Source organism: Caulobacter sp. GW821-FHT10A10, from assembly GCF_059415745.1.
Window position 1 is genome coordinate 431972 of sequence record NZ_JBWKNV010000001.1, and the last position, 26140, is coordinate 458111.

The following is a 26140-nucleotide window of genomic DNA, read 5'->3' on the forward strand; positions in this document are numbered from 1 at the left end:
ACTCGAATGATTACGCCCGTAAATGACATCGTCAAGCGATGCTTGGCGCTCAGGACGGGCCGGGTAAGAGTGGCCGCCATGACTCGCCTCCTGGAACGCCTCGCCCCCTGCGGCCCGATCGTCGATCCCAAGGCCGCCGAGCGCGCCCACGAGGGGATCGCCCGCCGCGCCGGCGAAAAGCTGGCCACGATCGACGCCGCCTGGCCGGCCCTGGCCCCGGTGTTCGCCGCCAGCCCTTATCTCGCGGGCCTCGCCCGTCGCGACGGCGCGCGCCTGCCGACGATCCTGGAGAGCGATCCGCAGGCCCGGCTGTCGGACATCCTGGCCGCCGCCAAGGCCGTCGCCGCCGAGCCGAACTTCGAGACCGCCCGCAAGACCCTCCGTGAACTGAAGGCCGACCTGCACCTGCTGACCGCCCTCGCCGACCTGGGCGGCGTCTGGGACCTCGACGCGGTGACCGGCGCCCTCACCCGCTTCGCCGACGCCAGCCTGCACGCGGCCCTGGCCCAGGCCGCCCGGGTCGAGGTGGCGCGCGGCGCCCTCACCCATGTCGGAGACGGCGAGGACGGTCCGATCCCAGGCCTGTTCTGCATCGCCATGGGCAAGCACGGCGCCTATGAGCTGAACTATTCCAGCGACATCGACTTTTCGATCTTCTACGCGCCCGAGGCCCTGCCGGTGAGCGAGGGGACCGAGCCTCAAGGGGTCGCCGTGCGCCTGACCCAGCACCTGGGCCGGATGCTGGCCGAGCGCACCGCCGACGGCTACGTCTTCCGCATCGACCTGCGCCTGCGCCCCGATCCCAGCTCGACCCCGCCGGCCATGCCGATCGACGCGGCCCTCGATTACTACGAGAGCGTCGGCCAGAACTGGGAGCGAGCGGCCCACATCAAGGCCCGCATCGCGGCCGGCGACATCGCGCGCGGCGAGGCCTTCCTGGCCGAGCTGCAGCCCTTCATCTGGCGGCGCAACCTCGACTTCGCCGCCATCGCCGACATCCACTCGATCAAGCGCCAGATCCACGCCTACAAGGTGGACGAGCGGCTGGAGGCCAAGGGCGCGGACCTGAAGCTGGGCCGCGGCGGCATCCGCGAGATCGAGTTCTTCGTCCAGACCCAGCAGCTGATCCTGGGGGGCCGCCATCCGGACCTACGCAGCCCGCGCACGCTGGACGCGCTCTCCGCCCTGCGCGACGCCGGCCACGTGACGCCGGAAGACTGCGCCTATCTGACCGCCGCCTATCACGACCTGCGGGCCCTGGAGCACCGGGCCCAGATGATCGCCGACGACCAGACCCACAAGCTGCCGGAATCCGACGCCGATCGGAAGAAGGTCGCCGCCCTCTGGAACCACGGCAATCTGCGCAGCTTCGACGCCGCCGTCGGCAAGATGCTGAAGGGCGTCAACCAGCGCTACGGCGCCCTGTTCAAGGGCGAGGAGGAGCTGTCGTCGCGCTTCGGCAGCCTGGTCTTCACCGGCGTCGAGGACGATCCGGAGACCCTGGCCACCCTCAAGCGCATGGGCTTCTCGGCCCCCGATCGGGTGGCCGCCACCATCCGTGGCTGGCACCACGGCCATATCGCCGCCACCCGCACCGAGCGGGGCCGCGAGCTCTTCACGCGCCTGGCCCCCCGCCTGCTGGACGCGGCCAACGCCACGGGGGCGCCGGACGCGGCCTTCAACCGCTTCGCCGACTTCTTCGCCTCGCTGAGTTCGGGGGTGCAGATCCAGTCGCTGTTCCTGGCCCAGCCGCGCCTGTTCGAACTGGTGGTGCAGGTCATGGCCTTCGCGCCGCGCCTGGCCACCACCCTGGCCCGCCGGCCGACCGCGCTGGACGCCCTGCTCGACCCGGCCTTCTTCGGCCCGATGGAGGTTCCCGCCGACATCCCGTGGGATCCGGCCGAGTTCGAGCCGTCGATGGACGCGGCCCGGCGCCTGTTCCGCGACCAGTCGTTCCGGATCGGGGTGCGGGTGATGAGCGGCACGGCCGACGCCCGCGACGTGGGCCGCGCCTTCGCCGACCTGGGCGACCTGATCGTCGGCGGCCTGGCGCCGGCCGCCCTGGCCGAGGTCGAGCGGCTGGGCGGCGCCTTCCCGGGCCAGGTGGCCGTGGTCGCCCTGGGCAAGGCCGGCTCGCGCGAGATGACCGCCAAGTCCGACCTCGACCTGATGACGCTCTACGCCGCCGACGAGCCGGCCAGCATGTCGGAGATCAAGGGCTGGAGCGCCGACGTCTTCTACGCCCGCTTCACCCAGCGCCTGACCTCGGCCCTGTCGGCCCCCACCGCCGAAGGCACGCTCTATGAGGTGGACCTGAAGCTGCGCCCCTCGGGCAGCAAGGGTCCGGTCGCCGTCAGCTTCACCGCCTTCGAGGACTATTACGAGCGCGAGTCCGAGACCTGGGAGCTCTTGGCCCTGACCCGCGCCCGAGTGATCTGGGCCAGCTCGCCGGCGTTCAAGGCGCGGGCCGAAGGCGCGATCGAGGCCGCCCTGCGCCGCCCGCGCGACGTGGCGAAAACCGCCGCCGACGTGCTCGACATGCGCGACCTGATGGAGCGCGAGCGGCCGGGCAAGGGGCCGTGGGATCTCAAGCTCGAACCCGGCGGCCTGGTCGATATCGAGTTCATCGCCCAGTTCCTGCAACTGGCTCACGGACCAGACGGCGGCCCTCTGGCCCAGAACACCGGCGAGGCCCTGTCGGCCCTGATCGCCGCGGGCCTCGCCGACAAGGCCTCGCTCAACGCGGCCCTGTCGGCCTGGCGGCTGGAGCAGGACCTGTCGCAACTGATCAAGGTGGCGCTGGAGAACGGCGACGACCCGGAAAGCGAGCCCAAGGCCTTCCGAGCGCTGCTGGCCCGGGCTGGACACGTGACCCAGTTCCGCTCGCTGAAAGCCAAGCTGCTGAAGGCCAAGGCCGAGGCCCGGGCGGCGTTCGAGGCGGTGGTGCGCTGAGACAAGCTCCTCCCCCGAGAAACGGGGGAGGTGGCGCGGCGCTATCAGCGCCGTGACGGAGGGGGCGACGGCTGGCAATGAGCCCAGTCTCGCCCCCTCCACCGCTTCGCGGTCCCCCTCCCCCGTTTCACGGGGGAGGAGAAGGATCAGTACGCCGGCTCGGGCTGCTTCTGCTCGCCCTTGAGCAGCGCGACATAGGCCTCGTCGGTGGTGAAGGGGATCTCCTTCACGTCGATCAGCAGGGTCTTGTTGGACCCGATGATCACGATCTTGGGCACGTAGAAGCCGTTGAACGAGTTCTGCACGGCGTAGGGCGTCGTGCCCGGGGCGACCGGGCCGGTCCACCCCATGACCTTGATGGCCAGGCCGCCGACGAAGTCAGGCTCGCGGACCAGCTGGATGCCGCTGGTGAAGTTCGGCGCCGCGCCCTGGACCTTGACGTTGAAGAAGCCCGGCGTGCGCAGGCCGGTCCAGACGTAGGTGGCCTCGGCGGTGTCGAAAGGTTCGGGACCATAGAAACCCATCACGTGTCTCCTCTGGTTGTTGATCGCCTCGCTGGGCGACGGGCGCATCGATACGCGCCGCGAGAAACACAATCTGTGCGCGCATTCACAATGATAACCATTTTAAGCCGCACCACGGCGACCTTCGCGCGAAACGGTCGTGAAAAAGGCGCGCGGCCTCGTAAACCTTGGCCTCGTCCCATACGTATCTTCCAGGCCAAGCCCGGAGACCCCCGCGATGCTGATCCGCCACCGCCCCGACCTGACCGAGAACGACGTCACCGACCGGGGCCTCTATCTGCGACGGCGGGAGTTCATCGCCGGCGCCGCGGGGCTTGGGCTGGCGGGCCTGAGCCTTCCGGGATTGGGCGGAGCGGCAACCGCCGCGCCGCTGGCCTTCACCAAGGGCTTCTCGACCCAGGAAAAGCCGACACCGAGGGACGACGTCACCAGCTACAACAACTTCTACGAATTCGGCGTCGACAAGTCGGACCCGGCCGAAAACGCCGGCAAGCTGAAGACCCGCCCCTGGACCGTCCGCGTCGACGGCGCCTGCGAGGCCCCCCGCACCTTCGACATCGACGAGCTGATCAAGGGCCAGAAGCTGGAGGAGCGCATCTATCGCCTGCGCTGCGTCGAGGGCTGGTCGATGGTCATCCCCTGGGTGGGCTTTCCGCTGAAGGACCTGATCGCGGCGGTGAAGCCCACCTCGAAAGCCAAGTTCGTCGCCTTCGAGACCCTGATGCGGCCCTCGGAAATGACCGGCCAGCGCTGGGACGTGCTGCAATGGCCCTATCGCGAGGGCCTGCGCATCGACGAGGCGACCCACCCGCTGGCCCTGATCGCCGTCGGCCTCTATGGCGAGACCCTGCCCAACCAGAACGGCGCGCCGCTACGGCTGGTCGTGCCGTGGAAGTACGGCTTCAAGAGCATCAAGTCGATCACCCGCATCAGCCTGGTCGAACGCCAGCCGCCGACCGCCTGGAACCTGTCCGCCCCGCGCGAGTACGGCTTCTATTCCAACGTCAATCCGGCCGTGGACCACCCCCGCTGGTCGCAGGCCAGCGAGCGGCGGATCGGCGAGTTCCGGCGTCGGGAGACCCTGGCCTTCAACGGTTATGGCGAGTGGGTGGCGGATATGTACCGCGGCATGGATTTGAAGCGGAACTTCTGATGACGGACGAAGTCGACACCGCCAGCTCCTCCCCCGAGAAACGGGGGAGGTGGCGCGCTGCGGATACGCAGCGTGACGGAGGGGGCGAGGGACGGAGTGCGGCGGTCGCCCCCTCCACCCCTTCGGGGTCCCCCTCCCCCGCACGCGGGGGAGGAGCAAGGAAGAAGCGCCCCTCCAAGACCCGCGACAACCTCGTCTACGCCGCCGTCTGGCTGGCCTGCGCCGGGCCGATCGCCTGGCTGGCGTTCCGCGCCTTCACCGACGACCTGGGGGTCAATCCGATCGAGACCCTGGTGCGGCAGCTGGGCGTCTGGGGCCTGCGGCTGCTGCTGGTCGGCCTGGCGATCACGCCGGCCGCCGTGATCCTGAGGAAGCCGCGCCTGGTGCGCTTCCGCCGCACGATCGGCCTCTTCGCCTTCGCCTACGTGTCGCTGCACCTCCTCAGCTACATCGGCGTCGACCTCTTCTTCGACTTCGGACAGCTGGTGAAGGACATCCTCAAGCGACCCTTCATCACCCTGGGGATGGCGGCGTTCGCGATGCTGGTCCCGCTGGCGGTGACCTCGACCAACGGCTGGGTGGTGCGGATGGGCCGAGCGGCCTGGAGCCGGCTGCACTGGCTGATCTATGTGATCGTGCCGCTGGGCGTGGCCCACTACTACCTGCTGGTGAAGGCCGACCACCGGCCGCCGCTGGTCTACGGCGCGATCCTGGCGGTGCTGCTGGGGTGGCGGGTTTGGCGCAGGTTCGCGACTTGAGGAACCTCCCCCTGTGGGGGAGGCGATCGCGCAGCGATCGGTGGGGGGCGTAGCTTCAGCCTCCTCGAAAGCTGAAAACGTCCCCCCTCCGGCCCTTCGGGCCACCTCCCCCAGAGGGGGAGGATCCTGAAAGGCGGGAGTGCTTACTTCCCTGCCGCCGTCTTCGCATAGGCCTGCGCCTGCCCCAGCAGCCGCAGCACATTCCCGCTCCAGATCGCCTCGACGTCGGCGTCGGAATACCCCGCCGCCTTCAGCCGCGCGGTGATCTTGGGCAGGTCGGCGACGTCCTCGAAGCCCTCGACCCCGCCGCCGCCGTCCCAGTCGGCGCCGACGCAGACCGCCTTGGCGCCGCCGATCTTCAGCACGTGAGTCATGCTGTCCATGAAGATGTCGAAGTTGGCCCGGATCGGCGGGTACTTCTTGTCGAGCTCGCCGCGCTTCTTGGCGTAGGCCACGACTTCGGCCTGGGTCGCCTCGTCGCGCGGCGGCTTGCCCAGGGCCTCCAGCGCCGCCTTGCGCTCGGGGCTGGCCGGCGCGGCCTTCAGATAGACCGAGTTGATGCAGATCGCCCCGCCGCTCTCGGCGATACGCTTGATGTGGGCGTCGTCGAGATTGCGCGGATGGTCGAAGACGGCCTTGGCGCCCGAGTGCGAGGCGATGATCGGAACCTTCGACAGGGCCACGGCCTGGTCCACGACATCGTCCGAGGCGTGGCTGACGTCGATCAGGATTCCCAGGCGGTTGGCCTCAGCGATCCAGCGCAGGCCCAGCGGCGAGAAGCCGTTCCAGATCTTGCCCTTGGGATCGGTCGAGCTGTCGGCGAACTGGTTGTTGCGGAAGTGAACCGGCCCGGCCATCCGCACCCCAGTCTTGTAGAAGGTCTGCAGCAGGGTCAGGTCTTCGCCGATCGGCCAGCTGTTCTCGATGCTCTGGAAGGCGAACTTCTTGCCGGCCTTGTTGATGCGGACGGCGTCTTCCGGCGTGTAGGCCAGCTCGAACTTGTCGCTGTGGGCCGCGACCATCTCGCGGATCTCGGTGGCCCGGGTCAGGGCGAAGTCGCGGGCGTAGCGATAGCCCTCGGCGGTCAGGTCGCCCTGGCCGGTGTAGATCACGAAGAACCCGCCATCCAGGCCGCCGTCGTTCATCCGCGGCAGGTCCACCTGGGTGAAGTCCTGCCCCACCGTGTGGCGGTCGGTCATGCTCCAGCCCGGGCGCGAAAAGTGCTCGGGCGTGTCGAGGTGGGTGTCCAGCGTCAGGATGCGCTCGTGCAGGGCCTTGTCGGCCTTGGAGACCTCGCTTTTAGGCGCGTCGGCGGCGTTGGCGACAGCGCCCAGCAGGGCGGTCGAGGCGAGCAGGACTGACAGCAGGCGACGCATGGGACACTCCGGAACAGCTGATCCGGTCAAGCTCGGGGGCGCCGCGCCCTGCGTCAAGGATATTAGATTTTCTTCGCGCCCACTTTTCGCGAGTGAGCGTCAGATCAGCCCCAGCGCCTTGAAGCTGGCCACCCCGTCGCGGCCGACCACCAGGTGGTCGTGGACGACGATGCTCAGCGCCTTGCCGGCGGTGATGATCTGCTTGGTCATCTCGATGTCGGGCCGCGAGGGCGTGGGGTCGCCGCTGGGGTGGTTGTGCAGCAGGATGATGTTGGAGCTGGCCAGCTCCAGCGCCCGGCGCATCACCTCGCGCGGATAGACCGGGGCGTGGTCGACCGTGCCATGGTTCATCACCTCGTCGGCGATCAGCTGGTTCTTCTTGTCCAGGAACAGCACCCGGAACTGAAATGTCCTTCTTACAGAAGGCATTAGTCGGCAACCCGCCAGCTACGCGGCCTCCCATTGTCGTTCGGTCACACTAGCAGTCACACGCTGAGGGTACGAATGGCGACAATCAGAAAGCGCAACAACAAGTGGCAAGTGCAGGTCAGACGTTCGGGGTTTTCCGCTCGTTCGCGCTCGTTTGAGCGAAAGCGTGACGCTGAGCTGTGGGCAGTCGAACAAGAAAGGGAACTCACCGCCCTCGCTGCGCAAGGCCCTTTAAGAGCGCTGGAATGCACAGAGACGTTAGACGCTCTCCTCATCCGTTATTGCGCCGAAATCCTTCCTGAGAAGCGGTCTGCCCTGCGAGAGCAATATATGATCAACGCGATGCGCCGCAGGCCCGTGGTCAAAGCGAAGGCGCAAGCGGTCACTCCCAGCATGTTTGCAGAGTACCGGGATCAAAGGCTCAAGGAGGTCCGCCCTGCGTCGGTGGTGCGGGAATTAGGTGTCTTTCACCACTTGTACGAGGTTGCCCGGATTCAATGGGGCTACAGCGCTCTTACGAACCCAATGCGTGACGTTAGAAAACCCAGACTACCAACCGGCAGATCACGTCGCCTGTCCGACCACGAAGAGCGCAGCATTTTGGGTGCAGCTGACGCACTCAGGAACCCGTACATGGGCCTGATAGTCCGGTTCGCGCTGTCAACAGGGATGCGAGCTAGCGAGATACTAAACGCTCGATGGGACAATTTGAATGGCGATAGCAGGACCCTGCTTTTGCCAATTACCAAGAACGGAAAGCCCCGCACTGTGCCTTTGAGCAGGGACGCGATGGCCGCACTCCCACCTCTACCAGCGCAAGGCCCTCTTATATTTCCCGTTAGCTACGACGCATTGGTCCAGGCATGGAGGGGCATCACTTATCGCCTTGGAATAAGCGATCTACGATTTCACGATCTGCGTCACGAAGCAATTTCACGCCTTTTTGAGTACGGTTTGGAAGTACCGGAGGTGATGCTTGTGAGCGGCCATACCGATTTGCGCATGCTGATGCGCTACACACATCTCAGCGCGAGGAAACTGGTTGAAAAGCTCGACAGAGCACAATCTTTCGCACTTTCCCTTTCAGCCGTCCAAGACCCGATACGTATCTGATATAACAGCGATAATCGGACCCCAGGCCACCCTCTTAGGAGGGTGAGCCATTGCAACACGTTAGCGGGATCGATGGATTTTCTGACGCGATATATCACCGCCACAGGAAAGCCGGTGGCACTAAGATTCTCAGCTTTCGCTAGGGTCTTTACTATGGAATAAAAACGAAAATGACGAAGAGAAGAAAACGATAGAAACGAAAGAACAAGAAGCAACTATGTTAAAATATTAACAATCTATTTAATAACAGGGTAATAATTAAACATTTTATAATAGCTATTAGACATTACATATCTAAGCCAATCTACATTTTCATAACTTACAATGTAAGAATCGTGAATCGGCAGAACACAAATTCCCTCTTCTCTTCCTCTGTTCAATATATTCATACACAGATCAGATTCCATCTTCATTATTTTCAATCCATAACCACTATGAAAGAAGTTCGATATTGATGAATGGTGCCTTTTCAACAATTTCAGAACTTCTCCGTTCGGAATATATGGCTTAGTGGCCAAATCGAGACCGCCAACACCCTGCGCGGTACTCCCATTCACCAGGAACATGGAGAGCAACTTCACCGATTTTCTTACCGCTTCTGGATCAATACCCATACCGCTGGCGATATCATCCAACTCGTGAATTGAATACGGATCGCCATAACACTCAAGGCCATTTAGGTGGTACATAGCTCTTAAGGAGAAAGCAGAGTAATCCAGCTCGTTGGTCGGATTTCCATTTATGGTAATAGCTGCTCGGCTCGGACCACTTAATGCCTGCCACCAGCCGCCAAAAACTCTCCCTCCACATTGCCACGATGATTTATTAAACACGCGATACAGATTACGGAAATGCTTTTTCTCTCTGTTTATCCCATTTTCCCAGATTCCTATATCTTTCCTACTCAAAAACTCATCATAGCTTTTCAGCTCATTTGCCATAGCTACGGTTTCGGGAGTCTCATCAAATTCAACCAGATTCTTCTGTTCGTCTTTAAGGAAAATCCAGGGGCGCTGCCCGCCATCGAGAAAACTCGGAAGAACGCCGTTGTTTAATCCCGAGACCGCTGCAACCAACCTGTCGGTGGCAACCATCATTGAGCGCCCACCGCCGTGCGTGCCTGGGCGGGCGCACACCGAATGAATAAGACCAGCCTCCACCATGCGATCGACCGCCCCCACGAAACGCCTCGATGAAAGCCAAGAGGGGTGATAGCGGCTCTGGCCACGATAAGCAGACGTTGAGCGGGAGTAATGACAGAACCCGCCTTCGTCCCAAGCTTGCAAGGCGTTGGCAGCAACAAGGCCGATCCTGAGGGGGAAAACCCTCTCCTCCTTGGCTGTTCGCGGTCTTAGGCGAGAGCGCGGAGCATCTCGCTCAACGACAGCTGCTAGAGAGAGGGCAATCGCTGGAGGCAGGTTCGCAAACGGATCAAAGGGAAGGTCAGGCTCACGTAGCCCCAACTCGATCTGCTCAGCAAACGGCAGAAAGCCGTCAAACGCCGTCATTGCAAACGTTGCACTAGCATGAGCTTGGGTCACATCGCCCCCTTCTGGCAGCGAGAAGCAAAACTCCTTAGCGCACAAACACCCATCGATCTAACTTGTATAAAAATCATTTCATCAAACATCTCGATAAAATCCGGCTGGAAAAAAGAAAAAGCCGCCGACAGGAAAGCCGGCGACCCAAACTAAGACTTCTTACATATTGGCTTCTTGAGGCGTGAAACTATATAAGTTCCATACGTCAGACGAACGGGGGAGCCCCAAATCGTCACGCGTACTTTATAACACCAAAAATATCCACAATCAATACATTGACCGCAGCATCAGGTCGGACTATGTGCGCGCCTGCGGGCGCGCCCCCTCTAAGGAGTAAGCACCTCAGGCAGAGAGCCCCGCAGCCTCGACCCTTTGAATCGCCGAGCGCGACACGCCATACTCTTTGGCAAGCACCCCCAAGGACACCCCCTCTGCGCGCCGCGCCAGGACGGCCCGCTTATCCACGTTCGACAACTTCGGCTTACGCCCAAGCACCTTTCCCTCCGCCCTAACCCGCTCCAGGCCTGCACGTGTGCGCTCAACAAGAAGGTCTCGCTCAAACTCAGCGACAGCGGAAATCACCCCCATTGTCATCCGGCCAGCGGCGCTAGCGAGGTCCATCCCACCAAGGGCAAGACAGTGAACCCGCACGCCAGCTGATGCCAACCGATCAACCGTTGCCCTAACGTCGATAGCGCTACGCCCCAAGCGATCCAACTTGGTCACGACGAGCACATCTCCAGCCTCCAGGCGGTCAAGCAGGCGGGAGAACCCTTTTCGCTCTGATGCAGCCGTTGAGCCGGACACAGTTTCCGTGACGATGCGCTGCGGTTCGACATGGAAGCCTGCGGCGGCAATCTCCTGAACCTGGTTCTCAGCCACCTGATCCGACGTGCTTACACGGCAATAGGCAAAGGCGCGGGGCATCTGGACTTCCCTGTATCGAAAACGCAGCTCGTTATGACATACGTATCGAAATTAGTGGAGTCCTATTTTCCGATACACCCTTAACCGCTGTATCGGAATTGATCATTTACGAGCCGGCGGTCGACGGCGCGTCCTGAAACCGAAGGGCAAGAAGCACCTGTAATCTTTTGAGGGACATTAGTAGCGTGAGGGAAAAGTTCACAATTGAGAATAGTGCGATAGACGAAACCACACGCTTTACGCTTCCATCCGTAAATCCAACGGCGCACAAAAGTAATGTACCGACAAGGGCGATCAATATTGAGAATAGCAAATTTGCATTTACCTGCTTAATTAATTCCTCTTGCCTTTTCTTATCGTCCGGCTTCCCGGTCGGTTTTACTGTATAAAGTAAGACAAGGACATTTATAAGAAAGCCTGCGAATATTGATAACGCAGATATTATTACACCGGCCGCATCATCGCTAAATTCATTTTTTGAAAAGCCCCAAGCCACGGCGATTGCTAAAGGTATGGCGAAAAATAGTATGTAGTCTGTGACCATTGGCTTTTGCGTGCGCTCGCTTTTAAGCGTAGAGCAGTGGTCAGTAATTATAGACCATATATTAATTTTCGTGATCATAGCTTTATCCCAGATGCAGACGCTATTGTATGAAGCAAGGCGCGTGCCTCCTTCGAGACGTCGGAAATTTCTGGATATCCTGCTAGATCCTCCTTTACCTTGTCTGATATGTCGAAGGCAGCCCTAAGCTTCGACCAATTATTCAGACTTATCGTGTGATCAGCCCCATTCATTGATACCTTTATTTTTGTCTCGTCAGGCTCGAAATCGCTATATGAATAGAATGAAACGGCTTCATTCTTTTGAATCAAATGCGTAGCGAGGGCGGCCTGTCGGAATATATTTGACGACTTAGATTTAACTGTTATCTCTACAGATCCTTCCTCTTCTTGCTTTTTTCCAGAAACGGCGTCAGCAATATCGGAAGGTATGGTATGCTTTATGAAAGTAATAGATTTAACCTTGCCTGATTTCATATAGTTTTCAAAAACATAATTTGGCGCAATATTTTTGAATTCCAAAGTATAATTGGGATATTTTTGTTCAAACTCCTCAAGTATATAGTCTATAATTAGAGACTTAATGCCGGAATTGGAAATTCGCTGCAAAATCATAACACCCCTGTCACCATCGGGGATGGATATGCTGAAAAAATATGGAGCAAGATCTGCGTGATCTCTCAGCTTTTTGTAATCTGTCTTCCCTGTTTTAGTGTTAAATACATCGGAAGCTAGTCCATACTCACCAGAGTTTATCACGCCAAAGTGGGTAGACTTATCGGTTGCGAAGTCATCCAGAACCCCGACCTTCTTATCATGGTACCTTGGATTAGATTTGAATGTAGTTAGCTTCGATTTAATAATCTCATGGAGAGAGGATTTTTTGCCGTCAAAATCCGTCAGGTTTAGAAACACCTTCTTTCGCTTTTCGCGAACTGTTATTGTAAAACATTCCAAAGATACGTGCATAGCCCCCGCCCAAGTTTGCAACTTGCTAGATCAACTGTCAGATAAAACTAGTTGGCCCAGAATTTTATTTTTCCCGACGCAACAACTGCTCTGGCATAACACCAAGCGCCAGCGAGATGCTCACGATAACCAACAAGCTAGGGTTACGTTTTCCGCACTCGATACCGCCAAGGTAGGTCAGATCGATTCCTGCATCAACGGCAAGCTGCTCCTGCGTGAGTCCGCGCTCCAGCCTGAAAGCCCGCACATTCCGTCCGATAATAGCCTTCCAATCCATTTGCAGGAGAGGTCAGGATCGGGCTTATAGTCACCAGGGATTATAGTCCCTATCGGCTCTTTCTCGGGTGGGTTCCTTGTACGCTATCGCTTCGTTCGCCCTGCTGGCGGCTCTGGGCTTCTTTGCCTTCAACATCTTCAAGCCAACTATCGTGGTCTTCCGCAGCCGCATCGCCGCCTTTCTCGGCTTGTTGGCGTCCCTGACATTCGGCCTCGTATGGGTGGACTCCCTCCGCACGCCGGATGACGACGCACGGCTTGCCGCTATCGACGCCAAAGGTCGTGGCACGTGGGACGACGTGGAGGCGAAGCCAGAGACCTATCTGTCACTGGAGGAGAAATACCACCGCAACGGAAGCGCACTCTCTTTCTCAGGGTCGATCAGCAACTCGTCGGCCTACGCGATCAAGAACGTGAAGCTGAAGTGTCGCGTCATAGCTGAGACCGATAGCGTTCTCTGGAAGGGCGAGAAGACGGTCTTCAAGGTCGTGCCTGCTAAGGGCTCCGTCCGCTTTGGCCCGCTCTCACTGACACACCTCGACGAACAAGCTGGCGGTGTTGGTTGCAGGATCGTCGATGCAACGATTGCACAGGGAGCCAGCTAACAGCGACCAAGCTGACTGGACGTGTGATGGTGGTGTTCCGTTCAATGGATGGAGCGAACCATGAGCTATTCATACGAGAGGCACGCAGTCGACAAGAAGGCAGAAGCAGGGCGGCCGCCCACTCCAGTCGCCCAATACCTCCGAATGTCCAGCGAGCATCAACGTTACTCACTAGCCAACCAAAAGGCCGCCCTACAGGAGTACGCTGAAGCTCGAAACCTGACAGTGGTGAAGAGCTACCTCGACCCGGCAAAGAGCGGCCTTACTCTAAGAAAGCGTAAGGGCCTGCAAAGGCTTATCGCAGATGCTGTTGAGGGTAAGACCAACTACAGTGAGGTACTCGTTTACGACGTGAGCCGGTGGGGTCGCTTTCAAGATCACGACGAAAGCGCGACCTACGAGTTCCTATGCCGATCCGCCGGTATCCATATTCACTACTGCTACGAGCCGTTTGAGAACGATGGCTCCCCCATGTCAGCCATCATGAAGCACATTAAGCGTGTGATGGCGGCAGATTACAGTGCGGCCCTGTCCGAGCGCATTCATCGCGCCCAGCTCTACCAAGCTCGCTTGGGGTTTAAACAGGGCGGCAGCATGACTTACGGCGTGCGTCGTATGTTGGTCGATAAGGACGGCAATCTCCGCTTCCTCCTCGATCATGGTGAGCGGAAAGGCCTCCAGACGGACCGCGTTATCTACGTGCCCGGCCCCGACGAAGAGCTTGAGGTCGTCCGCCGAATTTTCCGCCTGTACGTCACCGAGCGAATGAGCATTTCGGCGATCAAACGAACGTTGAATGCTGAGGGGGTGATCGGAGCTAGGGGGCAGCCCTGGAACGACAGCAGGGTTCGCTACATCCTGAAAAATGAGCTTTTCATCGGAAACTACGTCTACAATCGAACGAGCCGTAAACTTCAAAGCCCCACGAAGCCCAATCCACCCGAGGTCTGGCTACGGGTGAAGGTGATGGACCCTATAGTCCACCCTCGCACCTTCAAAGCGGCTGCACGGGCGCTTTGCTCCAATCGGGGCTACGGCTACGACAAGAAGGACATGCTCCGAGCCCTCAAGAAGCTCGTCCGGGAGGGCCAACCACTCACTACCAAACTGATCGATCAGTGCCCGTACACACCGACCTCTGTTAGTTACACGGCGCACTTTGGGAGCCTGAAGAACGCATTCGATGCCATCGGCTACGTGAAGCCAAACTGGACATGGAAGAAGCGTCCTAGGCGTGGCCTATCCAACGACCATATCCTTACGGGTTTGAGGCGCATCCACAGCGAGAACGGCTACATCACGGGCTCGCTGATCAATGCCGACCTGGACCTTCCTCACTCCGGACATATCCGTATCCGCTTCGGCACTCTCTTGAAGGCTTATGAGGCGGCAGGGCTAACGACAACTCGAAGCCAAGTCATGATTGAGGCACGAGCGCGGGCGAAGGTTGATCGGCCTGTATGGGGGTCGGCCATGGCCTAGATCGGGCTAGCGACATCACCACGGATGGGCGGCGATGTGACACGCTAAGGCGGCACACTCACGTCACCGCTCTCCGCTCCTTTCTTGCGGCAAGCTCTCCCAATCGCTAGAAATTCCTCTGAACGATCAATGGGTGACCGGATAGACCGGGGCGTGGTCGACCGTGCCGTGGTTCATCACCTCGTCGGCGATCAGCTGGTTTCGCTTGTCGAGGAACAGCACCCGGAACTGCTCGCGGGACTCGTTGGCCAGGGCCACGCGCACATAGCCCAGCAAAGCCGTCCAGGATGAGATCACCGGCCGCTTGGCGATGGTCTCGCGGCCGGCGCGCAAGGTCGCCTCGTGCAGGATCTTCAGCTCGACGGCCGCGCTCTCGCCGACGCCGGAAACGGTCTTCAGTTCCTCGACGCTGGCCCCCAGCACCCCGGCGAACGAGCCGAACCGGGCCAGCAGCGCTTTCGCCAGCGGTTTGACGTCGCCGCGCGGCAGGCTGCGGAAGAGATAGAGCTCGAGAAGTTCGTAGTCGGGCAGCGCGGCGAGGCCCGCGGCCCTGGCCCGTTCGCGCAGGCGCTCGCGGTGACCGGTCTGGTGCGGCGCGGGCGGCTTCTCGGGCCCGACGCGAACGCGCGGCTCGGCCTCCGACACCTTCAAGGACTTGCCGCTGACCATCGCGCCCCCTTGCGAGGGAAGGATTAGAGCTTAGCAATCTGGAGTTGTCGAGAGCGGGTTGGGGGGCGTCGAGCGCGAACCACGATCTTTCCAAACCAAGATCGCCTTCCTGGGCCTCGTGCCCAGGATCCATCGTTCAGCCCGCGCGGCGTCAACCGAAGATCCGCGTCCCGCACCGCCTCGGAGGCTGACGCATGGGCCCTGGGCACAAGGCCCAGGGAAGCAGGAAAGAAGAAGCGAAAATCGTCGCTTCGATCAGAACGCCGGAACCACCGCGCCCTTGTACTTCTCCGCCAGGAACGCCTTCACCTCGGGCGAGGTCAGGGCCTTGGCCAGCTTGGCCACGCGCGGGTCGCTGGCGTTGTCCGGGCGGGCGACCAGGAAGTTCACATAGGGGCTGGTCTTGTCCTCGATCAGCAGGGCGTCCTTGGACGGGTCGAGCTTGGCGTCCAGCGCGTAGTTGGTGTTGATCACCGCCAGGTCGACCTGGTTCAGCACCCGCGGCAGGGTCGCCGACTCCAGCTCCTTGAACTTCAGGTTCTTCGGATTGGCGGTGATGTCCTTCAGGGTCGAGACCGGGTTGGACGTGTCCTTCAGGGTGATCAGGCCGTTCTTGGCCAGCAGCAGCAGGGCGCGGCCGCCGTTGCTGGGTTCGTTGGGAATGGCCACGGTCGCGCCGGCCGGCAGGTCGGCGATCGCCTTGATCTTCGACGAATAGGCGCCCAGCGGCTCGATGTGCACGCCGGCCACCTTCACGAGGCCCCAGCCGCGATCGGCGTTGACGGTGTCGAGATAGGGGCCGGTCTGGAAGTAGTTCACGTCCAGATGCTTCTCGGCCAGCTGCACGTTGGGCTGGACGTAGTCGTTGAACACCTTGACGTCGATCTTCAGGCCTTCGGCCGCCAGCTTCGGCTTGATGAACTCCAGCACCTCGGCGTGGGGCACGGCCGTGGCGCCGACCACCAGCGTGTCGGCGGCCGACGGCGCGGGCTGGCGGCTGCAGGCGGCCAGCAGGGCGAAGGCGGCGAGGCTGAGGAGGGCGGCGCGGCGGGCGACCATGAACGGCTCCGGTAAGTCGATAATTCCGGATGGGTATTGCGCGAAAACACCGCCGGCGCGGAATCAGTTTTCCTGAGGCGGGGTAGAGGCGACTGGCGCGACGCGACAGCCATCGACCGTCTCCATCTCCCCCGGGGCCGGCGTGACGATCACGGGCGGGGAACCGTCACGACAGGTCAGCACCGTGTCGCCGTCGGTGTTCGCCCTGCCGATGAAGACACCGAACGGCAGGCGCCGCATCGGAACCCGACCCAGGCTGTCGACAACAACAGCGTCAGCCACCTTGCCCGAGGTATCGTGCACGACCGCCAGTCCAGAGAGAACGGCCAGGCACCAGCCCCCGAACACAGCCAGCGGGAGGATGATCGGGCTGAAGATGAAAAGCGGAACCCAGGGAAAGGGACGACGCGGCTTGGCCATCGGGGGCGTCAGGCCTCGTTGGCCGGATCCTCGGGTCCCTGGATCGTCCAGTTCGACACGAAGTCGGGGTTCTCCAGCACCTCGCCATTGGCCAGGGTGTAGGTGCCCGGCTGGGCGGCCTGGATGTTCGAGGTCTGGGGCGGCAGGAGGTAGGTGTCGCCGTCGTCCTCCTCGCCCAGCAGGTCGACCAGGATACCCTCGTCGGCCTCGGCCGACAGGATGACGCCGTGGAACTGCTCGACGGCTTCGATCTCGCCGTCGGCGTCAAGGAAGGTCAGGCCCACCAGTATGGTCTTGCCCGGCAGGCTTTGCGCCAGGGCCTCGTCCCAGTGCTCGGGCGGCGGGGCGGAGAGAATGTCGTCGGTCATCCTCGGTTCTTAGGCTTCGGAAGACGCGAACGGCAAGGGCCGTGCGTCCTTCGAGGCCCGCTTCGCGGGCGCCTCAGGATGAGGAATTCAGTGCACCGGCGTCCTCATCCTGAGGTGCGAGCCGGAGGCGAGCCTCGAAGGACGCAGGGCCTCACCCCAGCCGCTTGGCCCGCGTGAGGTTCAGCGGCGCATAGCCGGCGGCGGCGAAAAAGGCCTGGGCGTCCCCGTTGTCGGCCCAGGCGTCGAGCACCACGCTGGCCAGCCCCGCCGCGCGGGCCTCTTCCTCCAGTCCCACCAGCAGGGCCGAGGCGACGCCCTGGCGACGAACCGCCGGATCCACCGACAGGTGATGCAGGTAGAGCCGTCGCCGGGCCAGGGCGAACGGCGTCTCGGGCCGGTCCTGGATTTCGGCCCAGGCATAGCCGACTGCCGCGCCGTCCAACGCCGCCACCCGCAGGCGATGGCTCGGCTGGTCGAGAAGCCCGCTCAGGAAGGCGGCCAGCTCCACCGGATCGACCTTCGGCTTGAAGATCTCGGGCGACAGCGCCGCGTGCAGGGCGTGGACCACGGCGTTCAGCGCGACCAGGGCCGGGATGTCATCCTCGACGGCGGGCCTGATCGCCAGCGCGCTCACCGGTGCGAGACCCGCCGCACCACCGCGTCGCCGACCATCTGCAGCACCTGCACCAGGATCAGCAGCACCACCACGGTCACCACCATCACGTCGGTCTGGAAGCGCTGGTAGCCGAAGCGGATGGCCAGATCGCCGAGGCCGCCGGCCCCGACCACCCCGGCCATGGCGGTGTAGGAAACCAGCGCGATGGCCGTCACCGTCGCCCCGGCGATGATCCCGGGCATCGCCTCTGGAAGCAGCGCGCCCAGCACCACCTGCCGGCGCGAGCCGCCCAGGGCGAAGCTGGCCTCGACCACGCCCTTGTCGACCTCGCGCAGGGCGGTCTCGACAAGGCGGGCGTAGAACGGCGCGGCGCCCACCACCAGCGGCGGGATGGCCCCGGCCACGCCCAGCGAGGTTCCGACCAGCAGCACGGTCAGCGGGATCATCACGATCAGCAGGATCACGAACGGCACCGAGCGCAGGATGTTGACCAGCAGGCCCAGCACCGTATGGGCGGACTTGTTCTCCAGCATCTGGCCCTTGCCGGTCAGGAACAGGATCACGCCCAGCGGCAGGCCCAGGATCACGGTCAGGGCCATGGAGCCCCCGAGCATGGTCAGGGTGTCGAGCGTGGCGAAGCCGATGTCGCTCCAGTCGATGTTGGCGAACAGGCTCATCGGGCGTCCTCCAGGCGGTCGACCCGCACGTCGGCGGCCTCGAAGCGGGCGATGGCGGCCTCGATGTCGCCGCCGGTCAAAGCGAGGGTCAGCTGGCCGTAGGGGGCGTCGCGCAGCTTGTGGATGCGGCCGCCCAGGATCGAGTAGTCGACGCCGGTCTCGCGGGCCACCGCGCCCAGCACCGGCTTGTAGGTGGCCTCGCCCTTGAAGGTCAGCCGCACCAGCACCCCGGCCGGCAGGGCGACCTCGGACGCCTCCTCGGCCTCGCCGACGAAGCGGCGGGCCGTGCCGCTGACCGGATGCAGGAACACCTCCTCGACCGGGCCTTCCTCGACCACGCGGCCAGCCTCCAGCACCGCCACCCGGTCGCAGACGCGGCGCACCACGTCCATCTCGTGGGTGATCAGCACGATGGTCAGGCCCAGTTCGCGATTGAGGTCGGAGATCAGGGCCAGGATCTGCTCGGTGGTCTCCGGATCCAGCGCGCTGGTGGCCTCGTCGCACAGCAGGATCTTCGGTCCCGTCGCCAGGGCGCGAGCGATGCCGACCCGCTGCTTCTGGCCGCCCGACAGCTGGGCCGGATATTTCGTGGCGTGGTCCGACAGCCCCACCCGCGCCAGCAGTTCGGCCGTGCGGGCCTTGATCTGCGCGGGCTCCCAGCGCGCCAGCTTCAGCGGGAAGGCGACGTTCTGCTCGACGGTCTTGGACGACAGCAGGTTGAAGTGCTGGAAGATCATCCCCACCCGACGGCGCAGCGCCTGCAGACCCGCCACGTCCAGCGCGGCCACGTCGTCGCCGTCGACCACGACCTTGCCGCCCGTGGGCAGCTCCAGGCCGTTGATCAGGCGGATCAGGGTCGACTTGCCGGCCCCCGAGGCGCCGATGACCCCGAACACCTCGCCCTGCGCAACCTCCAGCGAGGCCTCCCGCAGGGCCGCATGACCAGATGCGCCGCGCGAGGCGGCGTAGGTCTTGGAGACGGCATCGAAACGGATCACCGGCGGTTGGTCCTTACTGGGCGGCGGCGGGCGCCGCGGCGCGCGGCGGGGCGTTCTTGACGTAGCGGTCCATCCAGTCGGTCATCTCCCACAGGGTGTGCATCACCGACTCCCGGGCGCGATAGCCGTGGGCCTCGTAGGGCAGCACGGTGTAGCGCACGGTGGCCCCCGCCCCCTTCAGGGCGGCGTAGAAGCGCTCGCTCTGGATCGGGAAGGTGCCGGAATTGTCGTCCGCCTGGCCGTGGATCAGCAGGATCGGCTCGTTGATCTGCTTCACGTAGGTGAACGGGCTCATCTTCGTATAGGTGTCGGTCGCCTGCCAGTAGGTGCGCTGCTCCGACTGGAAGCCGAACGGCGTCAGGGTGCGGTTGTAGGCGCCCGAGCGGGCGATGCCGGCCCGGAAGAGATCGGTGTGGGCCAGCAGGTTGGCGGTCATGAACGCGCCGTAGCTGTGGCCGCCCACGGCGATGCGGTCGCGGTCGGCGACGCCCATGGCCACCACCGCGTCGACGGCGGCCTTGGCGTCGGCGGTCAGCTGCTCGACATAGGTGTCGTTGGGCTCGGCGCCGTCCTTGCCGATGATCGGCATGCCCGGACCGTCCAGCACCGCATAGCCCTGGGTCAGCAGGAACAGGTGGCTGGCGCCGCCCGGCCGGGTGAAGCGGTTGCCCGCGTCCACCGTCTGGCCGGCCACCGAGGCGTCGGTGAACTCTTCGGGATAGGCCCACATCAGCATCGGCAGCGGGCCGTCCTTGGCCTTGTCGTAGCCGGCCGGCAGATAGAGGTCGCCCGACAGCTTCACCCCGTCGGGGCGGCTGTAGGTGATGGTCTGCTTGGTGACGCCGGCGAACTGCGGGGCGCGGTCGGCGAACTGGGTCAGGGCCTTGCCGTTCCCGCCCTTCAGCGGTTTGACGAAGTAGTTGGGAACCTCGTCCTTGCTTTCGCGGCGGGTGATCAGGGTCTTGCCGGCCTCGTCGGCCAGGGCCACCGGCGCCTCGTAGTACGGGGCCTTGGCCTGCCACAGGCGCGAGGTCTTGCCGTCGGCCAGGTTCATCACGCCGACGAACGGATATTCGCCCTTGGCCGTGGCGCCGGCGCCGGTCACGAACACGCCCTTGCCGTCCGGCGTGAAGTGCAGCACCGCCTCGCCCTGGGCGTTGCGGCGGCTGACCGCGTCGCCCGGATCGCCGTAGCGGTCCTGGTAGTTGCGCTCCAGCAGCAGGCGGCCCGCGCCCGGCTTCGAAGGATCGACCGCCAAGCGCTTTTCCTTGCGGTTGTCGAACCAGCGGCTGGTGACCAGGGCGAAGTCGCCGCGACCCCAGTCGATGCCGGCGTAGCGCAGATCAAGGTCGATCAGGGTGGCCGGGGCGGCGTCGAACGGCGCGGCCTGCATCAGCACCCGGTCGTGGATCTCGACCTTCTTCTTCGGGTCGCCGCCGTCCTGGGCCTCGGCCCAGACCAGGGTGGCGGGCGCATCGGCGCGCCATTCGGCGTTGCGGGGACCGGCGACCACCGCGTCGAAGGCGGACGACAGGTTGTCGGCCAGCGGACGGTCGGCCAGGGTCTTGACCAGCTTGCCGTCACTCGCGTCCAGCACCTGGATTTCGGTCGGGAAACGGCCGGCCGGCACCAGGTAGCTGTAGGGGCGCGTCAGGCGCGTCACCAGCAGGTAGCGGCCGTCGGGCGAGGTGGAGAAGCCGTTGATCACGCCGGGCGCGCCCACCGGGGTCGCCGCGCCGTCGGCCAGGGCCACGCGGGTCAGCTGGCTGGTAAAGTAGTGGTCGAACAGCGCCTCGTCATGGGCGTCGGCCAGCAGGTCCTGATAGGTGCGGATGGCGGCGGTGCGGCCGGCGGCCTGCTGCACGATCGGGCCTTCCGGCGCCGCCGGTTCGGCGGGCGCCGCGCCGCGGCCGGCCGGGATCTGGCGCACCAGCAGGCCGCTGTCGTCGGGCAGCCAGTCATAGCCGACCGACCCGAAGGCGGCGTTCAGCACCGGACCGGTCAGCTTGCGCGCCGTGGCCGTCTTCAGGTCGGCGACCCACAGCTCCAGGCCCGTGGGGGCCTCCATCACGAAGGCCAGGTGCTGGCCGTTGGTCGACCAGCGGGTCTCGATGAAGCGCGCGCCGTCCGGCAGGGCGACCTTGCGCACCGCGCCGGTCTTCACGTCCTCGAACGACAGGCTGTTCATCCAGGTGGTGCGAGCCTCGATCGGACCGTTGGTGCGCGGGTTCAGGCGATAGCCGCCCAGGCGCAGGATCGGGTCGGCCACCGCCCGGATCGGCGGCAGGTTCTCGCGGCCCAGTATGGCCAGGGTCTTGCGCTTGGGGCTCAGGGTCACGCCCGGCGTCGGGGCGGCGTCGAGGATCTGGGCGATCGGGGCCGGCGGCGTGCGATAGGCCTCGCCGGCCTGGGCGGATGCGCCGCCGATCAGGGCCGCCAGAACGGCGGTCGAAGCCAGGGCCGCGGCGCGGCGACGGAAACGCGTATCGAACATGAAGCCCCCGGAACTCTCAGGAAGGGGGCAGCAATAGGCGTACGAACGGCTCAGGTGAACGAAAAATCGAGCCTGACTGGGATATCGGCGATCGTTCCTGCCCGTCAGTTCCGTCCCGAGGCGCCCGCCGGCAGGGTCAGGCGATAGACCAGGATGACGCTGTCGTTGTCGCCCGCGCCGGCGCCCTTGTCGTTGGTCAGGCCGGCGTCGAAGGCCTGGCCGTTGACGTGGCCGTCGGCGGTGGCGAAGTCGTTGTCGTTGCCGACCAGCAGGAAGGCGTCGTTCGGCGCGGCCGGATCGAGCGCCGGGGCCAGGGCCATGGCCTCCCACTTCTCCGACAGGCTGAAGCGGTCGGACGGCGCGGTCGACAGGTTCATGCCGAACTTCGCCAACTGGACAGAATTGAGCAAATTGACCAGCTCGGCCTGCCGGACCGGCGTCAGGCCGGCGACCAGCGTCCCGTCCTTGGCCAGCGACGTCGCGGCCTGTTCGTAGGGGCCGCCCGCCAGGTTGGTCGCGCCGTCGGTGTCGACCAGCAGCACGCTCTTGAACACCGGCGCCTTGGTCGAGCCCTTGCCCCGGCCGTTGGCGTCGCGCGACAGCACCAGGAACTGGTGGTCGTTGAGGGCCAGCATCTCCGACTGGGCGGCGGTGACGTTGGCGGGCTGGCCGTCGCCGGCCTCGCGCACGGTGGGCAGCTGCAGCACGTAGTGGCCGATCGGCGCCGTCGGCGTGCGGGTCTTGCTGATGTCGTAGACGAGGACGCGGGTGTTGTTGCGGGCGGCGGCGCTGGCCCCGGCGCTGTCCTGCATCGCAGCGCTCTGCAGGATGGCGATCAGGCGCTTGCCGTCGGGGCTCACCGCCAGGGCCTCCAGGCCCTGGTTGTTGCGCCGGCCCGTGGCGGGCGCGCTCTCGGCGGTGAAATCCGCCTGGCCGTCACGCGTCGGCAGCAGGGCCGGCGGGGCCTGGATCGCGCCGGTCTGGCGGCCCGAGGCGTCGAACAGATATATCCCGGCCGCGTACTCGTCGGAGACGTAGAACGACCCGTCCGGCAGGTAGGCCACGGCCTCGGAATCCAGGCTGATCTTGCCCGCGCCCTCCCCCGCCTCGGGCGAGGGATAGCGGATGTCCTTGCGGGTCAGCACGTTGGACCCGGGGTCCTTGCCGGTGAACGGCTGGCCGGTCTGGTCCTTCAGCAGGAAGCCGCCCGTGGGCGTGATCGTCAGCTTGCCGTCGGCCAGGGTCAGGCGATGGGCGTGCAGGCGGTTGGCGTAGTCGAGCGTGCCGGCCACCGAGCCGACGCCGTTGGGACCGCGATCAGGCAGGGTGAGCAGGTCGCCTTCATACGTCCCGTCCGGCAGGCGCCGCCACGACCGCAGGGCCATGCCGGAGAACGAGCCCAGGGTGTCGCCCTTGAAGTCCCGCGTCGCCGCGTCCAGCCGTCCCACGGCGACTAGGCCGTGATTGACGAAGGTCCGTCCCTCGAAGACGACGGTCTCGTCGCCGGCCGCCTCGCTCCAGTGCTTGACCACATGGGTCTGGGACTGGGCGTGAGCGGCGCCGGCCAGCGTCGTGGCGGCCAGCGTATTGGCGGCAAGGGCCAGCAGGATCGAACGGCGCATCGTGATGTTCCCGAAATCGATCGGCGGACGGCCCCGGGCCGCCCGCCGTTGAGAGGTCTGCGTCAGGCGAGGCGGCCTAGAAGTCGAAGCCGATCGTCGCGAAGATCTGGCGCGGGGCCGACGAGTGGAACACCACGATGCTGCCCGTCGCGTCGTCCGGCGCGAACACGCTGCTGTCGAAGTTCGAGGCGTAGCGCTTGTTGGTCAGGTTGGTGATGTTCAGCGCCACCTTCGCGCCCTTCACGAAGCCTTCCTCGCTGAAGCGATAGCCCAGGCCCAGGTCGAAGGTGGTGTACCCGCCGAAGCTCTGGTCGTTGGTGTAGGTGTAGTAGCGGCGGCCGGTGTACTTGCCCTGCAGCGAGGCCGAGAAGCCGCCGCGCTTGAGGCTGACCACGCTGGAGAACATCTCCTTGGGCGTATCGACCTGCTGCTTGCCGGCCGTCTTCTTGACCACGCAGGTGGTCGTGCACCAGTTCAGGTCCTCGTCGTAGGTGGACTCGTTGTACGAGGCCGAGTTGTACCAGTTCAGCCACGACAGCGGCTTCCACAGCACCCCGATCTCGGCGCCCTTGCTGGTGACGCTGCCGGCGTTGTGGAAGGAGTTGCCGCAACCCGGGTTCTGCTGCTGGTTGGTCGGGCAGGGATTGTACTGCAGCAGGCGGTTGTCGAAATCGACCTCATAGGCCGACACCGAAACCTGCAGGGCCTCGCCCACATAGCGATAGCCGACGTCGACGCTCTTGGAGGTCTCGGGCTTCAGGTACTTGCCCTGGGCGTCCCAGACGGCCTGCGACACCGACTGCGGGCCCAGTTTGAAGCCGCCCTGGAACATGGCCATGTTCTCGGCGTAGCTGGCGAACACCTCGTGCCCGGGGGCGATCCGCCAGCGGGCGCCGGCTTCCGGCAGGAAGCTGTCCGAGGCCTTCAGCGAGCCGGTGGCGAACTGGGTGGAGGCCGCCGCGGCGGTCTTGGCGATGCCCGGCAGGGCCGTGGCGTTCGACTTGGCGTTGGTGCTCTTGAAGCCGAAGTCGATGCTCAGCGCGTCGTCCAGCAGGGTGATGGTGTCCTGCACGTAGAACTGCTGGGTGTTCCAGTCGGTCTTCTGCACCCACTGGGCGGTGTCGGGGCGGCCCTTCAGGTACTGCGCCAGATCGATCGGACCGGTGACGGTGGTCCAGATGTAGCGCGCGGCGCTGCTGGTGTTCTGCTCCAGCCAGAGGCCGGCCTGCAGGTGGTTGAAGCCGTAGGTCCAGGCCAGGCTCGCCACCACGCCGTCACGGTCGATGGTGTAGCGGGTGTCGCGGATCTGCACCGGCAGGTCGTCGGCCGTCGAGGTCGTGCCCTGGTTCGACAGGCCGGTGATGAAGTTGTTCCCGGCGCCCTTGTTCTCGTGCTTGTAGACCTGCGCGTGGGCCTTGAGGCTCGAGGTGATGTCGAAGTCGCCGGCGATGTAGAACAGGTTGTCGTCGCGCAGGATCTGGCCGTTGGTGAAGGTCACGTCCGACAGCTTCTCGGGCGCGGTCGAGGTCACGCACTTGGAGACCAGCGAGGCCACCGAGCAGGCCGCGCGGCTGACATAGGCGTCCCAGTTGGGCGCGTAGCCGGCCCAGTCCCAGCCCAGGCGGCTCTGCATGTCCTTCGACAGATAGGCGTCGTCGGCTTGGTTAGTGCGCGAGATGTCGGCGAAGGCCGTCAGCTGGCCGCGCTCGCCCTGATAGGTGAGCTTGCCGTTGAACTGCTTGCCGGTGGAGGTGTTGTAGGCCGCCTGGTTCACGAACAGGTCCTGCTCGCTGTACTGGCCCGACAGATAGGCCGACCAGCCGTTGTGCTCGCCGGTGTCAAAGCGGATGAAGGTGCGGGCGGTGTCCTCGCTGCCGAAGCTCTGGCTGACCGACAGGCCCATCTGCTTCTTCGGATCGCTCGACACATAGATCAGCGCACCGCCGAGGTTGCTGGTCGAGGGGATCGAGAGGCCGGCGATGCCGGTCGCCAGGTCGGCGCGGCCCAGGTTCTCGGAGATCAGCGCCCGGCTGATCGTCAGGCCGTTGTAGTTGTTGTAGGCGCCGTCGCCGAGCGGCATGCCGTCCAGGGTGTAGCCCAGGTGGGTGGTGTTGAAGCCGCGCACCTGCAGGGTCAGCGACTGCTCGTTGACGCCCAGGGCGTCGATCGACTGGGCGCTGACGCCGGGCAGGAAGTTCAGGGCCTTCTGCACGCTGGTGCCGGGCGGCAGGACTTCCAGGCTGGCCGGGGTCAGGGTGGTGACCGAGCGGGTCTGGCCGGCGCCGACGACGATGACGCCCTCGACCTCGCCGCCATCGGCGGACGCGTCGGCAGTGGCGGTGGCGGCGTCCGCCGCCGGAACCTCGGCCGCGTGCGCCTGGGCGGCGAGCATGAGACAGGCGGCGATCGCGATCGCGCTGGCGGACCGTTGCAGCATCTAGGCATCCCCCGTGACGGCGCCGCCACGAGACTCGTGCCCCCAGCGCCGTTTGTTTTCAGCGCCGCGTCTATTTCACAGGTTGATGACACTTTTTCCGCAACAGCCCCTGCT

At 64.0% G+C, this 26140-nt stretch carries 22 protein-coding genes and 3 pseudogenes; 6 read left to right on the forward strand and 19 right to left on the reverse strand.

What is annotated here, in order from left to right:
• The first annotated feature begins 78 nt into the window (after positions 1 to 78).
• Positions 79 to 2952: a bifunctional [glutamine synthetase] adenylyltransferase/[glutamine synthetase]-adenylyl-L-tyrosine phosphorylase gene (locus tag AC07NS_RS02085; RefSeq protein ID WP_494601096.1), complete on the forward strand. Its 2874-nt coding sequence runs from the start codon at positions 79 to 81 to the stop codon at positions 2950 to 2952.
• Positions 2953 to 3098: 146 nt separating this feature from the next.
• Here AC07NS_RS02085 and AC07NS_RS02090 read toward each other — a convergent pair whose 3' ends face one another.
• Positions 3099 to 3476: a hypothetical protein gene (locus AC07NS_RS02090; protein WP_494601097.1), complete on the reverse strand. Its 378-nt coding sequence runs from the start codon at positions 3474 to 3476 to the stop codon at positions 3099 to 3101.
• Positions 3477 to 3693: 217 nt separating this feature from the next.
• Here AC07NS_RS02090 and msrP point away from each other — a divergent pair, with 217 nt between their 5' ends.
• Together msrP and msrQ are read left to right on the forward strand one after the other, a co-directional pair.
• The gene (msrP, locus tag AC07NS_RS02095) at positions 3694 to 4629 is read left to right on the forward strand and encodes a protein-methionine-sulfoxide reductase catalytic subunit MsrP (protein ID WP_494601099.1); all 936 of its coding nucleotides are present in this window, start codon (positions 3694 to 3696) and stop codon (positions 4627 to 4629) included.
• The gene (msrQ, locus tag AC07NS_RS02100) at positions 4629 to 5387 is read left to right on the forward strand and encodes a protein-methionine-sulfoxide reductase heme-binding subunit MsrQ (RefSeq protein WP_494601101.1); all 759 of its coding nucleotides are present in this window, start codon (positions 4629 to 4631) and stop codon (positions 5385 to 5387) included. Before msrP ends, msrQ begins: the two co-directional genes overlap by 1 nt.
• A 143-nt stretch (positions 5388 to 5530) precedes the next feature.
• Here msrQ and AC07NS_RS02105 read toward each other — a convergent pair whose 3' ends face one another.
• A complete protein-coding gene (locus AC07NS_RS02105; protein WP_494601103.1) occupies positions 5531 to 6763 on the reverse strand; it encodes a dipeptidase in 1233 nt (410 codons plus the stop codon).
• A 99-nt stretch (positions 6764 to 6862) separates the two neighbouring features.
• Positions 6863 to 7168, reverse strand: a pseudogene (locus tag AC07NS_RS02110) (JAB domain-containing protein); the annotation flags it as partial.
• Between the two features lie 354 nt (positions 7169 to 7522).
• Between AC07NS_RS02110 and AC07NS_RS02115 the strand changes: the two are divergent.
• Positions 7523 to 8305 carry a site-specific integrase gene (locus tag AC07NS_RS02115; RefSeq protein WP_494601105.1) on the forward strand — a complete coding sequence of 261 codons (783 nt, stop codon included), beginning with the start codon at positions 7523 to 7525 and terminating at the stop codon, positions 8303 to 8305.
• A 236-nt stretch (positions 8306 to 8541) separates the two neighbouring features.
• Here AC07NS_RS02115 and AC07NS_RS02120 read toward each other — a convergent pair whose 3' ends face one another.
• From AC07NS_RS02120 to AC07NS_RS02140, 5 genes are all read right to left on the reverse strand, one after another.
• On the reverse strand, positions 8542 to 9846 hold the full coding sequence (locus AC07NS_RS02120; protein WP_494601106.1) for a hypothetical protein: 1305 nt from the start codon (positions 9844 to 9846) through the stop codon (positions 8542 to 8544).
• Between the two features lie 342 nt (positions 9847 to 10188).
• Entirely contained in the window at positions 10189 to 10773 is a 585-nt protein-coding gene (locus AC07NS_RS02125) for a recombinase family protein (protein ID WP_494601107.1), read from the reverse strand.
• 106 nt (positions 10774 to 10879) lie between these two features.
• Positions 10880 to 11395, reverse strand: coding sequence for a hypothetical protein (locus tag AC07NS_RS02130; protein WP_494601108.1), 516 nt, complete (start codon positions 11393 to 11395; stop codon positions 10880 to 10882).
• Entirely contained in the window at positions 11392 to 12303 is a 912-nt protein-coding gene (locus AC07NS_RS02135) for a hypothetical protein (protein ID WP_494601109.1), read from the reverse strand. The genes AC07NS_RS02130 and AC07NS_RS02135 overlap by 4 nt, the downstream gene beginning before the upstream one ends.
• 64 nt (positions 12304 to 12367) lie before the next feature.
• Entirely contained in the window at positions 12368 to 12580 is a 213-nt protein-coding gene (locus AC07NS_RS02140; protein WP_494601111.1) for a helix-turn-helix domain-containing protein, read from the reverse strand.
• 76 nt (positions 12581 to 12656) lie between these two features.
• Between AC07NS_RS02140 and AC07NS_RS02145 the strand changes: the two genes are divergently transcribed.
• Positions 12657 to 13184, forward strand: a complete 528-nt coding sequence (locus AC07NS_RS02145; protein ID WP_494601112.1) for a hypothetical protein — start codon at positions 12657 to 12659, stop codon at positions 13182 to 13184.
• A gap of 60 nt (positions 13185 to 13244) precedes the next feature.
• Positions 13245 to 14666, forward strand: a complete 1422-nt coding sequence (locus tag AC07NS_RS02150; protein WP_494601114.1) for a recombinase family protein — start codon at positions 13245 to 13247, stop codon at positions 14664 to 14666.
• Positions 14667 to 14804: 138 nt separating this feature from the next.
• Here the strand turns inward: AC07NS_RS02150 and AC07NS_RS02155 are convergent.
• The 11 genes and pseudogenes from AC07NS_RS02155 to AC07NS_RS02205 all read right to left on the reverse strand — a co-directional run.
• Positions 14805 to 15335: pseudogene (locus AC07NS_RS02155) on the reverse strand (JAB domain-containing protein); the annotation flags it as partial.
• Between the two features lie 255 nt (positions 15336 to 15590).
• Positions 15591 to 16394, reverse strand: a complete 804-nt coding sequence (locus tag AC07NS_RS02160) for a MetQ/NlpA family ABC transporter substrate-binding protein (RefSeq protein ID WP_494601116.1) — start codon at positions 16392 to 16394, stop codon at positions 15591 to 15593.
• Positions 16395 to 16457: 63 nt separating this feature from the next.
• Positions 16458 to 16814, reverse strand: a complete 357-nt coding sequence (locus tag AC07NS_RS02165; RefSeq protein ID WP_494601118.1) for a hypothetical protein — start codon at positions 16812 to 16814, stop codon at positions 16458 to 16460.
• Between the two features lie 8 nt (positions 16815 to 16822).
• Positions 16823 to 17182, reverse strand: coding sequence for a hypothetical protein (locus AC07NS_RS02170; RefSeq protein ID WP_494601119.1), 360 nt, complete (start codon positions 17180 to 17182; stop codon positions 16823 to 16825).
• Between the two features lie 9 nt (positions 17183 to 17191).
• A pseudogene (locus AC07NS_RS02175) lies at positions 17192 to 17330 on the reverse strand (hypothetical protein); the annotation flags it as partial.
• A gap of 3 nt (positions 17331 to 17333) precedes the next feature.
• The gene (locus AC07NS_RS02180; RefSeq protein ID WP_494601120.1) at positions 17334 to 17816 is read right to left on the reverse strand and encodes a GNAT family N-acetyltransferase; all 483 of its coding nucleotides are present in this window, start codon (positions 17814 to 17816) and stop codon (positions 17334 to 17336) included.
• Positions 17813 to 18475 carry a methionine ABC transporter permease gene (locus tag AC07NS_RS02185; protein ID WP_494601121.1) on the reverse strand — a complete coding sequence of 221 codons (663 nt, stop codon included), beginning with the start codon at positions 18473 to 18475 and terminating at the stop codon, positions 17813 to 17815. The genes AC07NS_RS02180 and AC07NS_RS02185 overlap by 4 nt, the downstream gene beginning before the upstream one ends.
• Positions 18472 to 19473, reverse strand: a complete 1002-nt coding sequence (locus AC07NS_RS02190; protein ID WP_494601123.1) for a methionine ABC transporter ATP-binding protein — start codon at positions 19471 to 19473, stop codon at positions 18472 to 18474. The genes AC07NS_RS02185 and AC07NS_RS02190 overlap by 4 nt, the downstream gene beginning before the upstream one ends.
• A gap of 13 nt (positions 19474 to 19486) precedes the next feature.
• Positions 19487 to 21967, reverse strand: a complete 2481-nt coding sequence (locus tag AC07NS_RS02195) for a S9 family peptidase (protein WP_494601124.1) — start codon at positions 21965 to 21967, stop codon at positions 19487 to 19489.
• Positions 21968 to 22071: 104 nt separating this feature from the next.
• Entirely contained in the window at positions 22072 to 23589 is a 1518-nt protein-coding gene (locus AC07NS_RS02200) for an esterase-like activity of phytase family protein (protein ID WP_494601125.1), read from the reverse strand.
• A 76-nt stretch (positions 23590 to 23665) separates the two neighbouring features.
• A complete protein-coding gene (locus tag AC07NS_RS02205) occupies positions 23666 to 26026 on the reverse strand; it encodes a TonB-dependent receptor (protein ID WP_494601126.1) in 2361 nt (786 codons plus the stop codon).
• Positions 26027 to 26140 lie beyond the last annotated feature (114 nt).

What these genes read in the sequence shown, in the direction of transcription:
- AC07NS_RS02085 (WP_494601096.1), top strand. Translation starts at nt 79, where the DNA reads ATGACTCGCCTCCTGGAACGCCTCGCCCCCTGCGGCCCGATCGTCGAT.
- AC07NS_RS02090 (WP_494601097.1), bottom strand. Translation starts at nt 3,476, where the DNA reads ATGGGTTTCTATGGTCCCGAACCTTTCGACACCGCCGAGGCCACCTAC.
- msrP (WP_494601099.1), top strand. Translation starts at nt 3,694, where the DNA reads ATGCTGATCCGCCACCGCCCCGACCTGACCGAGAACGACGTCACCGAC.
- msrQ (WP_494601101.1), top strand. Translation starts at nt 4,629, where the DNA reads ATGACGGACGAAGTCGACACCGCCAGCTCCTCCCCCGAGAAACGGGGG.
- AC07NS_RS02105 (WP_494601103.1), bottom strand. Translation starts at nt 6,763, where the DNA reads ATGCGTCGCCTGCTGTCAGTCCTGCTCGCCTCGACCGCCCTGCTGGGC.
- AC07NS_RS02115 (WP_494601105.1), top strand. Translation starts at nt 7,523, where the DNA reads ATGATCAACGCGATGCGCCGCAGGCCCGTGGTCAAAGCGAAGGCGCAA.
- AC07NS_RS02125 (WP_494601107.1), bottom strand. Translation starts at nt 10,773, where the DNA reads ATGCCCCGCGCCTTTGCCTATTGCCGTGTAAGCACGTCGGATCAGGTG.
- AC07NS_RS02130 (WP_494601108.1), bottom strand. Translation starts at nt 11,395, where the DNA reads ATGATCACGAAAATTAATATATGGTCTATAATTACTGACCACTGCTCT.
- AC07NS_RS02135 (WP_494601109.1), bottom strand. Translation starts at nt 12,303, where the DNA reads ATGCACGTATCTTTGGAATGTTTTACAATAACAGTTCGCGAAAAGCGA.
- AC07NS_RS02140 (WP_494601111.1), bottom strand. Translation starts at nt 12,580, where the DNA reads ATGGATTGGAAGGCTATTATCGGACGGAATGTGCGGGCTTTCAGGCTG.
- AC07NS_RS02150 (WP_494601114.1), top strand. Translation starts at nt 13,245, where the DNA reads ATGAGCTATTCATACGAGAGGCACGCAGTCGACAAGAAGGCAGAAGCA.
- AC07NS_RS02160 (WP_494601116.1), bottom strand. Translation starts at nt 16,394, where the DNA reads ATGGTCGCCCGCCGCGCCGCCCTCCTCAGCCTCGCCGCCTTCGCCCTG.
- AC07NS_RS02165 (WP_494601118.1), bottom strand. Translation starts at nt 16,814, where the DNA reads ATGGCCAAGCCGCGTCGTCCCTTTCCCTGGGTTCCGCTTTTCATCTTC.
- AC07NS_RS02170 (WP_494601119.1), bottom strand. Translation starts at nt 17,182, where the DNA reads ATGACCGACGACATTCTCTCCGCCCCGCCGCCCGAGCACTGGGACGAG.
- AC07NS_RS02185 (WP_494601121.1), bottom strand. Translation starts at nt 18,475, where the DNA reads ATGAGCCTGTTCGCCAACATCGACTGGAGCGACATCGGCTTCGCCACG.
- AC07NS_RS02195 (WP_494601124.1), bottom strand. Translation starts at nt 21,967, where the DNA reads ATGTTCGATACGCGTTTCCGTCGCCGCGCCGCGGCCCTGGCTTCGACC.
- AC07NS_RS02200 (WP_494601125.1), bottom strand. Translation starts at nt 23,589, where the DNA reads ATGCGCCGTTCGATCCTGCTGGCCCTTGCCGCCAATACGCTGGCCGCC.
- AC07NS_RS02205 (WP_494601126.1), bottom strand. Translation starts at nt 26,026, where the DNA reads ATGCTGCAACGGTCCGCCAGCGCGATCGCGATCGCCGCCTGTCTCATG.